Below are 12,670 nucleotides of genomic sequence, written 5' to 3' on the forward strand. Positions count from 1 at the left end.
TTATTCTAAAGATGCCGTCCATAAAATATCATTTCTGTAAACAGAAAGAAACCTTTACCTTTAAGCTATATTAAACATTAAATAAAAGATCCCTTAAAAAATACTCCAGAATCATCCGTGGAAAAATTTGTAACATTTATTAAGACAATGGTCGGTATCGATGACACCGAGCTGAATATGGTACTTTCAAAATGCAGGAAAAAAACGGTACCGAAAGGAAAACTGGTGCTGAAGAAAGGCCATATTGCCGGCCAGTATTTTTTTATTCTCTCAGGAGGCCTCCGGTTTTTTTATGAAGGCCAGGCCGGGGAAAATACAACCTGGGTGGTTTTTGAAAATGAATTCTTTACGGAAATATCAAGCCTGAATCCACAGAAACCTACACGGTTCAATATCATAGCCATAGAAAATACGGAACTTATCGTCATCGATAAGAAAGACATGGATTTCCTGTATGGCTATATCCCGGTATGGCAGGAATTCGGCCGGAAAATCTGGGAAGAAACCTGTGTAAGGATGATTGATCAGATCTTAAAGTTCCAGACGCTTACGGCTGAAGAAAGATACCTGGAATTTGCCAGCACACCTGAAATCCTCAGGAAAATTCCGGTGAAGCAGCTGGCAAGCGTGCTGGGCATTACCCCCAATGCGCTGAGCAGGATCAGAAAAAATATCCGGTAAGACGTATTTTCTACCAGATGGTAGTTTTGCCGCTTCAAAGACCGGTTACCTTTGTATGATAAAATATAAAACGGCATGAACGAAAATACAGACATCACGTTACATGATTATTCCGATGAGGAACTGATCAAAAAATTTCCGGGATTTGAAAATAAATACATCCGCGTAAACGGTGTGAAGATCCATTATGTTGAAGGCGGCAGCGGCAAACCCCTGGTATGCCTGCCCGGCTGGCCCCAGACCTGGTATTCTTTACAGCCTGTTGCGATGCAGCTTGCCGGGAAATACCGGGTAATCATAGCAGACCTCAGGGGAATGGGGACTTCTGAAAAACCGGAATCGGGATATGATAAAAAAACAATGGCGGCTGATATCCGTGAGCTTGCCATCCGGCTCGGCCTGGAAAAAATTAACATTCTGGGCCATGATATCGGCGGAATGGTGGCCATGAGCTTTGCTTTCAATTATCCTGAACTGACTGAAAAGCTTATTGTCCTGGACGGTTCCCATCCAAGTGCAGAGATGCTCCAGATGCCGTTGATCCCTTCCCCGGGAACTTTCAGCGAAAAGATGGATGCGAAAATCCCGTATGCCTGGTGGATGGGCTTCAACCAGGTAAAAGGACTGCCTGAACAGTTGTTGGAAGGACGTTTCCATCTTTTGCAGGAATGGCTTTTCAAATATGTAATGATTGACGAAAGCAAGATGACCGGTCTTGAAAGAGGCGTATATGCAGCTGCCTATCATGACCGGGAAAGTATCAGGGCATCAAATGCATGGTATCAGGCCTTTAACCAGGATATTGAAGATGCAAAGCATTACCAACCATTAAAAATGCCGGTATTGGGAATCGGCAGTTACATCAGTTATAACTATATGAATATGGGGCTGCCGTATGTGGCTGCCGATGTTAAAGTCGTCGGGATCCCAGACAGCGGGCATTACCTGTTTGAAGAACAGCCGCAACAGGTGCTGGATATCGTATTGCCCTTTTTAGCCTCTTAAAAAATATCAGAATGAAAAAAACAATTTTAGTTGCCGGTGCAACAGGAAACCTGGGGTACAGGATCTGCAGGGAATTAATAAACCGCGGTGCCGGAGTAAGGGCTATCGTACGTACTTCCTCTGACACGGATAAGACAGAAGCCCTTGAGAAAATAGGAGTGGAAATTAAGTGTATCGACTTTAATGATACGGAAGCCATTGCAGAAGCATGCAGAGGAGTTAGCTGCGTAGTATCCGCACTGGCAGGCTTAAGCGATGTTATTGTAGACCTTCAGAAAAAAATTGCAGACGCAGCTGTAACAGCAGGCGTACCCAGATTTGTCCCTTCTGATTTCTGTACGGACTATACGCTTCTGAAAGAAGGCGAAAACAGGAATTTTGACCTGAGAAGGACCTTCAGAACATACATTGACAGCTTGCCGATACAGGTATCTTCCGTTTTCAATGGCTGCTTTGCGGATATTTTAAAATACAATACGCCGATCCTCAATTTAAAAGACAAAAGCATCGGTTACTGGGGAGATAAAGCCGACTGGAAGCTGGATTTTACCACCATGGATAATACGGCATCCTTTACAGCGGAAGCTGCACTGGATGATCAGGCACCGAGGAATCTGCAGATTGCCAGCTTTCAGGTCAGCCCGGAAATGTTGTCGGAAGATGTAAAAGAAGTAAGCGGGCAGGAATTTAAAATTCACCAGCTGTCCAGCCTGGAACATTTTGCCGAAGCTATAAAAAAACAGAGGGCCGAAGATCCCGCCGGTGAAAACGAGCTGTATGCCAAATTCCAGCAGGGGCAATATATGTATTCAATGTTTACGGCACAAAATAATGAACCGGCGAATAGCCGTTATGAAGGCATTTCATGGACTTCATGTAAAGACTATTTAAAGATCTTCCTGCGATAGTAAACATTATCAAGATAAATTAAAATAAGGTGCTACAGATGCAGCACCTTATTTTATACTCATGATATCAAGTCATATAAATCCTGTAAACCTTTCGGGATTATTGAGACTTGAAATATTTATTTTCAGCATTTTATTTTAAATATGCTGACTTGAATTAGTCTTGTTGCATCTGAGGTTCCACCGCATAACCGATCGGCTTGAAAGAATAGTTATTGGACATCTCTGCGGAACATGCCGTCATGCCTACGATTAAGTCCATTTTAGCTTCAATGACAATGTGGTCACCAGCCTTGCTTTTTGGCGGCAGCACACTGATTTTACCGGTTTCGCCGTCTACCGCAACATGCATGAACACGTTAAAGCAGATGGGTATTTCATCCGGTGTTATTCCATAGGGCTCCAGTGCTTCACACAAGTTCCCGAAACAGCCGCGGTGCGGATGGGTATCACCGTAAATAATACGGAACGTATCAGCACTGCATGGGGTAAGTAGAAAATCATGACGGCCTACTGTATCTTCTATAATATCGAACATGATATTGCTGCGGTTAGAATAAAACGGGTTTCCTTTGGTAAGGAAAATAGTCTCCGCATAATCAATGGTTCTGCCTGAGGATAAATATTCTTTAGTATCATGTAGATTAAAGCAGATAAAATCGGATACCTGCTCTCCCTGGATATCGGTAATCATTAGTCGCTCCCCTTTCTTCAGGGTGAATGCAGCTCCGCTGCGTGGTGGTATGGTATTCATATATTTTTAGGGATAAAAGGGCACTTCCAGCTGTTGTTATATTGCATACCGCTGTACTGATAGACTTCAGAGGCAGCCCCGAAATCCTGAAGCATCGGATTAATGGAACCGCTGAGGGCAACATCTTTTTTACGTACAATATTTTTCATTTTATCATAACGCTTAAGCTCCCTCAGTTCCTCAAACTGGGCATGGGGATTGAATACAAGTGCAGGATATTTAAAACGCCTTGCCGGACGGCTGCTTGACGGATTCAGGCCAATAATAAAAAAAGCCTCCTCCTTTAAACTGAAACTGAATAAATCTGATTGGGGATCTGCGCTTACTCTGCGGTCATAAGGGTAATCTGCGGCATCCAGGTCAGATAATGCCTGAAGGCGCATCCACATGAACTGTTCAAATAAAGCTTCATTAAGGCCTTCCGCTTCCGGGAAGATAATACATACGGTATGGAAATGATTGTCTGCGCTGCGGTATCCGTCTACAAATTCGTAAATAAAATCAAGAATCTGCCGATCGTCTTTCGGGCAGGCAATATGACCTGCTACAAACAGTTTCATCTGGTCTTTGCTGAGTGCAGCCTTCGCAGCTACACAAGGAAATGAAGCGTCATCAACAAATGCTTTAAAAGCATCTTCCGCAATCATTGCCTGATCTGGATTCTGTGTTAGTGTGATTGGTGTCATATGCCCTTAAGTTCGCAAAGTTTGTGCCATGTATCGCCTTGTGGTATCTGTACCATATTAAACATGAATTTACAAATAACTGATAATCAATAAATTAAAATAATAACAATTTATGATGATTCTCCGGTATATAAAATTTATAACAGTTGTTGAATGTAGTATCTGTTTTCAAAATCCGTTATAATTTCTGATCCTCATTACACTGAAACCTGTTTAATTTTGTTTTGGGATAGATTTCTGCAGATGATTTAATTCTTCATACTTTATCTGAATTGATCTGTTTAATCTAAAAAATCACCTTTAAAAAATTTTATGTGTTTCAATATTAAATTTAAACGTGCTTTACCGGATCAAATCAAAATTTTTCAATACTTTTACAGTATGCTTTAGGGGTATTCTGAAAAGAATTGAGACAGTCCCTTTGAACCTGATACGGCTTACACCGGCGTAGGGAAAAGCAATATGCCATTGTCTTTGATGGCTGTTGCCTGTTGTCCGGACGGATCCTAAAGCTTTTATTCATACAATATAAAGAAATGGAAAATACACTCTGGCAATACATACTTCGCGTACGAAATAACGTTCCCCTTGTCCACAATATTACCAATTACGTGGTGATGAATACCACAGCCAATGCATTGCTGGCCGTTGGCGCGTCCCCGATAATGGCGCATGCACAATCAGAAGTAAAAGATATGGCAGCGATGGCCGATGCCCTGGTTATTAACATCGGTACAGTGGATGAGTACTGGGAAGAGGCTATGCTGCTTGCTGCGGAAACGGCCAACGGACTGCAGAAACCCTGGGTATTGGACCCCGTGGGCGCAGGGGCAACACCATACCGCGATCAGGTCCTGAGCAGGCTGCTGTCTTTAGACCCTCCGGTAATCCGTGGGAATGCTTCTGAAATTATCGCCCTTGCAAAGGCCAATACAACCGTTACCAAAGGGGCCGACAGTACGGCCACGAGCAATGAAGCCGTTGAGGCGGCGCAATTTCTTGCAGACCGCCATAATGCTGTAGTCTGTATTTCAGGGGAAACCGACCTCATCATCAGCAAAAACCGGAAGATCTCTTTAAAAAACGGCCATTCTATGATGGCAAAAGTCACCGGGCTCGGCTGTACGGCATCAGCCATCATCGGTGCATTCCTCGGTGTTACCGAAAATAAAACGGAAGCCGTAGCTGCTGCCATGAGCCTTTTGAGCATTGCAGGGGAACTGGCCGCTGAACAAAGCAACGGCCCCGGGAGTTTGCAGGTTAACATTCTTGATAAGCTGTATTCTATTACGGAAGAAGAATTTTCAGACCGTTTAAAACTCTGGCGTCATGAAGGTTAATTCTTCATTCCCTTACCTCCTGTATCTGGTAATTTCAGAAAAAGACTGCCTGGGAAAAGATTTTCTGACGGTTGCAGAAAGAGCAATTATCGGAGGGGTTGATATCATTCAGCTGCGCGAAAAAAATGATTCAACCGAAGTATTTCTCCGTAAAGCCTTAAAATTAAAAGAGGTAACGGATAAACACAATATTCCGCTGATCATTAATGACCATGCTGAAGTAGCACGCGAAGCCGGATGTTCGGGAATCCATGTCGGAAATAATGATACAGCACCAAAAATACTGAGAGGCCAGCCTTATTTTAAAGATAAAATGATCGGGTATTCCATTGAGTACCTCAGCCAGCTGGAAAATGAAAATACAGCCGTATCAGATTATTTAGGCATCAGCCCCATCTTCAGTACGGATACTAAAAGAGATACCGTTACAGAGTGGGGGCTGGACGGCCTGTCGAAAATACGGTCCCTCACCCATAAGCCACTGATAGCCATCGGAAATATCAATTTTTCCAATGCAGCAGCGGTTATTAAAGCAGGAGCCGACACCTTAGCTGTAGTCTCGGCGGTCTGCGGTGCGAAAAATCCTGAGAAAGCAGCGTACGAACTTAAAAACGAAATACTGAAATGAAAAAATACACTTATCCTTCCGTCATGACGATTGCCGGTTTTGACGGCAGCGGCGGTGCCGGGATCCAGGCCGACATCAAGACATTTTCGGCGCTCGGATGCTATGCCACATCGGTACTTACCGCCCTTCCGGTGCAGAATACCACAGGCGTGAGAAAGATATACCCTATTCCGGTAGAAGCGGTTTCGGATCAGATCGAAGCCGTGCTGGATGATATTTTTCCACAGGCCGTCAAAATCGGGATGGTGCATACCCCGCAGCTGGTGGAAGCCATTGTAAACACATTGGGCAGGTATCCGAAAATGCCTGTTGTTTTCGATCCCGTGATGGTGGCTACAAGCGGCCACCGGCTCATTGAAGAGGAGACCATCGCCACCATTACCGAAAAATTATTTCCTATTGCTGACATCATCACACCTAATATGGATGAAGCTTCCCTATTGGCCGGGATGGATGTGAACACTCTTGAAAATATGCGGGTGGCAGGAGAAAAGATCCTCACATACGGATGTAAAAATATCCTGCTGAAAGGCGGACATCAGGACTCCCCCACCGTTACTTCGTTGTTTTTTGACGAAAACGGAAAGCAGCATGCTTTCGAAACTGAAAAACTGGCAACCGTCAATACCCATGGTTCCGGCTGTACGCTTTCGTCAGCCATTGCCGCTTACCTCGCCCGGGGCGAAACATTATACGATGCGGTGGCACTGGCCCAGCACTATGTATTTGAAGCCATCAGCAGCGGAAAAGATGTCATAACCGGAAAAGGGAACGGCCCGCTGAACCACTTTTTTAACCCACAAAAATTAATCAAACATGAACTGGTCTGAATCTGCCTGGAAACATATTGAAGCTACGTACCAATCTATCCTTCAAATGCCTTTTATTGAAGAACTGGCATACGGAACCCTGCCTAAAGAAAAGTTCCGTTTTTACATGGCCCAGGATTCTTTATATCTCGAGCACTTTGGGAGGGCACTGGCATTAATTGCGGCAAGGGCACAGGATATACAGGATACACTGAGCTACCTTAAGTATGCTGAAACGGCCATTATTGTTGAAAATGCGCTTCATGAATCCTATTTCAGGGATTTCGGTGTAACTGATAAAGGGATTATGCAGCCTGCCTGCCACCATTATGTCCATTTCCTTAAAAGTACCGCGGCACTGGAGGCAGTGGAAATTGCCATGGCTGCCCTCCTCCCCTGCTTCTGGATCTATAAAAAAGTGGGCGACCATATCTGCAGCCAACTTCAGTCTGATAATAACCCATACCAAAAATGGATTGACACGTACGGAGGGGAAGACTTTGCCGATGCCGTACAGCAGGCCATCAGCATCTGTGACCGGGCTGCTTCTGAAACCACGCCCGCCATAAGGGAAAAAATGAAAGAAGCATTTATCACCTCTTCCCGTATGGAATATTCTTTCTGGGAAGGTGCTTATGATTTAAAAGAATGGACACGATAAAGCACTTTACGAATGAAGAATAAACGATAATTCTACATTATTTGCTATAAGATTATATTACTTGGTATTATTAGTTTCATCTATTATAATCATAAACAGTTATAATCAAACACTTGATTGATGTTTATGATTTAGAAGTAATTTTATATTCCCATAATAAGCTTTAAAAATAATCCTGCAGTTCATGAAAATTCACAAGAGAATTAACGGGGTCAGAAGATCCGTAATGCGTAATCTGACTAAAAATATCGGAAAATCAAATGAAGAGGCAGGCAACGGAACAGCTAAGGCAATAAAGAAAATCTTAATCACCCGGCCGAATCACAGGCTGGGTAATTTATTGCTGCTTACCCCACTGGTACAGGAAGTTATCGCTACATTCCCGGACAGTGAAATTGATCTTTTTGTAAAAGGCGGCGTAACGCCCGTGATCTATAAAAACTATTCCAACATCAACAAAATCATACAGCTTCCCAAAAAGCCGTTTAAGGATCTCTTCAAATATCTTAAAGGCTGGGCAGTCATCAAAACAAAAAATTACGATCTGGTGATCAATGCCAATTACGGGTCATCATCCGGAAGGCTCTCTACGCTTTTTGCCCGGTCTCAATATAAGATGTTCGGGGATCTTGATGAGAACCTGTCCTTAAGCCATCCCGATTATCAGCATATTGCCAAAAATTCAATCTACAACCTCAGGCAGTACCTTACCCAGATGGGCATTCCGGTACGCACCAATGAAATTCCTTCGCTGGATCTTAGACTGGATCAGGAGGAACTAAAAACCGGCAAAGAAAAATTATACGATCTGGTAAAGAACGATAAAAAAACAATCTGCCTTTTTACCAATGCTACCGGAGACAAATGTTATTCGGAAGACTGGTGGACCGGATTCTACGGAAAACTGGCGCAGGCCTTCCCGGATTACAATATCATTGAACTCCTGCCTGTGGAAAACATATCGAAACTCAATTTCAGCATCCCTTCCTTCTACAGCACCGATGTCCGGGAGATGGGCGCATTTATTGCCGCCTCGGCGGTCTTTATTGCTGCAGACAACGGCGTCATGCACCTGGCAAGTGCTTCGGGAACTCCTACCATCGGACTGTTCTCAGTCACTAACGAAAAAGAATACACCCCGTACAGTAAGAAAAGCTTTTCCGTCAACACGAATGCCATTGACCATGACGGGATCACAGACCTGATCCGTAAAAGCCTGAATAATCCCGAATCTTAAATAAAAGCGTTATGAAAGTGATTTTTGCCGAAGATGTACCGCAATACAAAGAAGACATCACCGCTATTTTACACCGTTTTAAAAGCGAAGGGACCTTAATAGGAAACGGGAACCGGAATGTGATTAAATTCTTTGATCTTAAAGGCTTTACATTAAACTTCAAGTCCTTCAAGCAGCATAATATCATCAACCGCCATGTTTATAAATTCTACCGGAAATCCAAGGCCAGACGGTCTTTTGAATATGCGCAGATGCTGATCAGCAAAAATTTCCGCACCCCGAAACCTGTGGCGTATGTTGAAAACCATGATTTTATCGGCCTTACGTCCAGTTATTACATCAGTGAGCAGCTTAAAGACTCATTCCCTTTATCGGACGTTCTGGGAGACCCCTCTTTTCCTGACCGGGAAAGAATCCTTAAAGAGTATGTATCTTTAATTTATAAACTGCATAATGAAGGAATTGAATTTATTGACAATTCCCCCGGCAATTTTTTAATAAAAAAGGAAAACGGCGGTTATGAGATCTACCTAGTAGACTTGAACCGGATGAATTTTTATGAGCATATTGAAAAAGACAAACGCCTTAAAAATTTTGCAAGGCTGACGAATGACCAGGAAACCATCAAAATTATTGCTGCAGAATATGCCTTTCTGTCGGGTATTTCGCCGGAATACTGTCTGAACACAATCCTGCAGGCCATAAACAGGATGTTGTTAAAACGGAAGATCAAAAAGGTGTTAAAACTCTACAAGCGCATTATAAAAATTTAATCCCGAGTCTTCATATTTCAAGATAGTACAGCTACAATCCCTTCCGGAAATCTTGAAGGGATTTTGCTTTGATTTATCACCATTCAATATAAAAATCTGAATCCTTTATTTCACTTGCTTAAATTCTGCGTACACCCAATAATGTCAGGATATTATAATACGGCTTAAAGTTTAAAAAAAAGATGACGGCAAAAACAGACCCTGCCAAAACTCCTGAAATGATGGCTGTATCAGCTTTCCTTATCATAGAGATTATAGAATGTCACAATTATTGCAGATAGTAGTTTTAACCAAATACCATACGAATATGCAGTTTATTGATTTCAAAAAAGAACATTTTACCCGTAATGAAGAAACAGGCGGTTACTTTATCGAAATTCCTAAAGACGAAGTGGACTTCGGAGATATTACAGTAAAGGAAAAAAAGGAAGACGGGACCTATGCCGGAGCACACTGTGAACTTATTGATGAGACCACCAGGATTACGATCAAAATGGAAACGCCCGTTGATATCAGGGTCAGCTTTTAAAAAACAAGCTCCGGAGTCTGCAACTTCGGAGTTTTTGTTTTCAACGCATGTATTTTAGCATTATCAAAAGGGCTGGACATTTCAGCAAGTCTGATACTATGCCCGTTTAACCCCTGTATATCACCGGCTAATCCTGTATCGGACATATCTGTCACCAGGTCATTCGTCCATTATTATTTGTCAAGCCCGGCTGTTCCCCCATTTCGCCAAGCATTCATAATATCTCTGTAAGCCGAAGTTTGGCCAAACGGCGTACCGGCTGTCAATCCATAACTTCCGCCACCACCGACAAATGCTTTAGCTATTTAAATTTCTTCCAATAAGAAACTATTGATTCCATAATATCATTTGCGTTACTTGACAAAGCACTCGTATTTATTACGAAAGGGGTATCATACTTTTTAGTTCTTGATTCGAAAAAATATTTTTGAATACCTTTCTCTTGACTTTTATAGTGCTCAATATTTTTTATATAAATAATAATATGTTGAATACTATTAATTTCGATTATTTCGATTTTAATTATATCATTCCAATTAATTAATTTATTAGAATATTGAATTATTCCTATAAACAATCCATTCTTGTTTATTCTTATAAAAAATTCCTTATTAAAAATACTTTTAACAATAATATATAAAAGTACAGAACAGCCTAAAAACCCTAGTATTCCTACAAAGAATACTATCACATTTGGCATAAGAGTATATAAATATTTTGATGGGCTCAACACAAATAATGTACTAAAATAAAGTGTAGAGAATAATATTGCTAATAGCAATATGATAATAAATAAATATTTAAGTTTATTTTTTTTAAAGATAATATCTGACATAATTTTTAATTTATTTATAAGAATTTTCTACCAGCCCCCCAACATAATCACTAGCAAAGTAACCTGCTACACCACCAACGACAAATCCTATAACAGTTCCAACACCAGGTGCAACAGAACCCCCAGCTGCACCAGCCAATGCACCAGTTAGCCAAGTTGCGCCAGCACCAACTGCTCCACTTACAACAATACCTGTAGTCACTTTTGCGGTAGCAACTGCTGTGTTTTTTCCAAATCTTCCTTTGTCTTCATAGAGGCATTGGCCAATTTCTACAGCGCTAAGACCATAGCCAATATATCCCGCTCTTTTAGCATATTTACCGAACATTGTAGTAGTTCTTAAATAATTAGCACTTGAACCTCTCAGAGGACTAGCAAAAGTATTTACAAGCCTTCTTCTTCCTAAATTATCAACCCAATAACCACTATTATATAGTGTCGTGCGTTGATCAGCAATAGTTTTATACATAGTTCCAATTGTTCCAGATCCATAATCTGCCCAATTTTTATAAGCATCCCAAGGTGTATCATTACTATTCCCAACTTTCAAGCTATGAGAAGTCATACCTCCCATCGATCCATCGTCAAGCATCCCGTTGGCATTGGCATTGTCTAAGGTATTCCAATTCAAATACCCATTAACGTTAGTAATACTTGAGGTTTTTCCGGACATTAAAGCCTTGTAAGCTGCTGTTCTCCCAAATGGTATGCCGGCAGAAATACCGCCGCCGCCGCCGCCCATATCAGCGATAATAGGAGATAACTGGTCGTTCAATCCTAAAAATGTCAGAATACTGGCCCTGTCTCCTTGTCCTCCGTTTGCATAATATGTAAACATACCAATTAGCAGCGATAACATCTGCTAACAGAGCAATACGGTTCCACCTCCCCAGATAAAGCATGTATATCCTGGCCCGAAATTATATCTTTATTATCAGTACATCTTAAATATATTTTTATGTAAATAATATGCAGAACCTAAAAAATTAACAAAAATAATGATAACTATTATCCAAACTATAATGGTACCTTTTCTATTTTTCTCTGTAGAGAATCGATCAAATTCTTTATTATATTCCTTCCATATATCAGTATGGATAAATGCAAAATAATTGAGAATAAAAAGTAATATCAAAGGAATAAGTATTATAGGATAAGTGACTTCAATATCAAGTTTAATATTATTTATAATAGAATAATAAGTTAATATTGAAGCAAGAAGTAATATTTCTAATGCTCCTAATGCAAGACCTGCTTTAAAATCACTCCAAAATTCACCACCGACCTTTTCAGAAGTATATATTATTGATTTGTAAATCTTATAAAAAAGATAATAATATGCTCTTTTTATTTTTTTCATAACTTATTTTGGTTCATGAGCTCCCATTATGTGAAATCTATAAGGACCTGCCTGATTAAATCCTTCATCTAGCATTCTTTGATCTGTATTAGCATCATTAAAAAGCCAGACCAGCCATCACCTCCGGGACTGCTGTAAAAATTATCTACTCCGAAATAAACGGTCCCTACAGATGCTCCAATGGGACCAACCCAATTACCCGCCGCTCCCATACCTGTATTCAAGACAAATTTTCCTGGTGAAATTTTTCCTTTTATTACAGCTAATGCATCAAATGCAAATCCTAAGTAGAAAGAACTTGTTCCAGCTATTTTTGCACCTTTTGCGAGTTTAGAAATTGGTCGAGTTGCATCAGTCATTGCCATTCTACCAAACTGGCTAAGATTTCTGCCTGTTAAAGTATAATTTCCTGCTAACCCTCTTCTGACACCTTGCGAATACAAATGTTGAGACTGTACCGATCC

The 12,670-nt window shown here is 41.2% G+C and carries 16 protein-coding genes and 1 riboswitch; of the genes, 10 read left to right on the plus strand and 6 right to left on the minus strand.

Annotated features, from left to right (window positions below):
• Window positions 1-117 precede the first annotated feature (117 nt).
• The 3 genes from SD427_RS12560 (at window position 118) to SD427_RS12570 (ending at window position 2,594) form a co-directional block, all read left to right on the plus strand.
• A complete protein-coding gene (locus SD427_RS12560; RefSeq protein WP_320558148.1) occupies window positions 118-681 on the plus strand; it encodes a Crp/Fnr family transcriptional regulator in 564 nt (187 codons plus the stop codon).
• Between the two features lie 75 nt (window positions 682-756).
• Window positions 757-1,686 carry an alpha/beta hydrolase gene (locus SD427_RS12565; protein ID WP_320558149.1) on the plus strand — a complete coding sequence of 310 codons (930 nt, stop codon included), beginning with the start codon at window positions 757-759 and terminating at the stop codon, window positions 1,684-1,686.
• Between the two features lie 11 nt (window positions 1,687-1,697).
• Window positions 1,698-2,594, plus strand: coding sequence for an NmrA family NAD(P)-binding protein (locus SD427_RS12570; protein WP_320558150.1), 897 nt, complete (start codon window positions 1,698-1,700; stop codon window positions 2,592-2,594).
• Between the two features lie 157 nt (window positions 2,595-2,751).
• On the opposite strand, the gene SD427_RS12575 is transcribed toward SD427_RS12570, so the two are convergent.
• Window positions 2,752-3,348, minus strand: coding sequence for an urea carboxylase-associated family protein (locus SD427_RS12575; RefSeq protein WP_320558151.1), 597 nt, complete (start codon window positions 3,346-3,348; stop codon window positions 2,752-2,754).
• The gene (gntA, locus tag SD427_RS12580) at window positions 3,345-4,034 is read right to left on the minus strand and encodes a guanitoxin biosynthesis heme-dependent pre-guanitoxin N-hydroxylase GntA (RefSeq protein WP_320558152.1); all 690 of its coding nucleotides are present in this window, start codon (window positions 4,032-4,034) and stop codon (window positions 3,345-3,347) included. The genes SD427_RS12575 and gntA overlap by 4 nt, the downstream gene beginning before the upstream one ends.
• 378 nt (window positions 4,035-4,412) lie before the next feature.
• Window positions 4,413-4,505, plus strand: a riboswitch (TPP riboswitch).
• A gap of 65 nt (window positions 4,506-4,570) precedes the next feature.
• On the opposite strand from gntA, the gene thiM reads away from it, so the two are divergent.
• The 7 genes from thiM to SD427_RS12615 all read left to right on the plus strand — a co-directional run bounded on the left by thiM (window position 4,571) and on the right by SD427_RS12615 (window position 10,011).
• On the plus strand, window positions 4,571-5,374 hold the full coding sequence (thiM, locus tag SD427_RS12585) for a hydroxyethylthiazole kinase (RefSeq protein WP_320558153.1): 804 nt from the start codon (window positions 4,571-4,573) through the stop codon (window positions 5,372-5,374).
• The gene (gene thiE / locus SD427_RS12590; RefSeq protein WP_320558154.1) at window positions 5,364-6,002 is read left to right on the plus strand and encodes a thiamine phosphate synthase; all 639 of its coding nucleotides are present in this window, start codon (window positions 5,364-5,366) and stop codon (window positions 6,000-6,002) included. Before thiM ends, thiE begins: the two co-directional genes overlap by 11 nt.
• Window positions 5,999-6,832, plus strand: a complete 834-nt coding sequence (gene thiD, locus SD427_RS12595) for a bifunctional hydroxymethylpyrimidine kinase/phosphomethylpyrimidine kinase (protein WP_320558155.1) — start codon at window positions 5,999-6,001, stop codon at window positions 6,830-6,832. Before thiE ends, thiD begins: the two co-directional genes overlap by 4 nt.
• Window positions 6,819-7,472 (plus strand): thiaminase II, encoded by a 654-nt coding sequence (gene tenA, locus SD427_RS12600; RefSeq protein WP_320558156.1) that lies wholly within the window; start codon window positions 6,819-6,821, stop codon window positions 7,470-7,472. Before thiD ends, tenA begins: the two co-directional genes overlap by 14 nt.
• A gap of 184 nt (window positions 7,473-7,656) precedes the next feature.
• Window positions 7,657-8,709: a glycosyltransferase family 9 protein gene (locus tag SD427_RS12605; RefSeq protein ID WP_320558157.1), complete on the plus strand. Its 1,053-nt coding sequence runs from the start codon at window positions 7,657-7,659 to the stop codon at window positions 8,707-8,709.
• An 11-nt stretch (window positions 8,710-8,720) separates the two neighbouring features.
• Entirely contained in the window at window positions 8,721-9,482 is a 762-nt protein-coding gene (locus SD427_RS12610; protein WP_320558158.1) for a lipopolysaccharide kinase InaA family protein, read from the plus strand.
• Between the two features lie 271 nt (window positions 9,483-9,753).
• Window positions 9,754-10,011 (plus strand): hypothetical protein, encoded by a 258-nt coding sequence (locus SD427_RS12615; RefSeq protein ID WP_320558159.1) that lies wholly within the window; start codon window positions 9,754-9,756, stop codon window positions 10,009-10,011.
• Between the two features lie 301 nt (window positions 10,012-10,312).
• On the opposite strand, the gene SD427_RS12620 is transcribed toward SD427_RS12615, so the two are convergent.
• From SD427_RS12620 to SD427_RS12635, 4 genes are all read right to left on the minus strand, one after another.
• The gene (locus SD427_RS12620; RefSeq protein ID WP_320558160.1) at window positions 10,313-10,846 is read right to left on the minus strand and encodes an STM3941 family protein; all 534 of its coding nucleotides are present in this window, start codon (window positions 10,844-10,846) and stop codon (window positions 10,313-10,315) included.
• A gap of 10 nt (window positions 10,847-10,856) precedes the next feature.
• Window positions 10,857-11,684 carry a hypothetical protein gene (locus SD427_RS12625; RefSeq protein ID WP_320558161.1) on the minus strand — a complete coding sequence of 276 codons (828 nt, stop codon included), beginning with the start codon at window positions 11,682-11,684 and terminating at the stop codon, window positions 10,857-10,859.
• A 96-nt stretch (window positions 11,685-11,780) separates the two neighbouring features.
• Window positions 11,781-12,206 carry a hypothetical protein gene (locus SD427_RS12630; RefSeq protein WP_320558162.1) on the minus strand — a complete coding sequence of 142 codons (426 nt, stop codon included), beginning with the start codon at window positions 12,204-12,206 and terminating at the stop codon, window positions 11,781-11,783.
• Window positions 12,207-12,274: 68 nt separating this feature from the next.
• A complete protein-coding gene (locus SD427_RS12635) occupies window positions 12,275-12,649 on the minus strand; it encodes a hypothetical protein (RefSeq protein ID WP_320558163.1) in 375 nt (124 codons plus the stop codon).
• Window positions 12,650-12,670: the final 21 nt, after the last annotated feature.

The organism is Chryseobacterium sp. JJR-5R, assembly GCF_034047335.1.
Classification (GTDB): Bacteria; Bacteroidota; Bacteroidia; order Flavobacteriales; family Weeksellaceae; genus Chryseobacterium.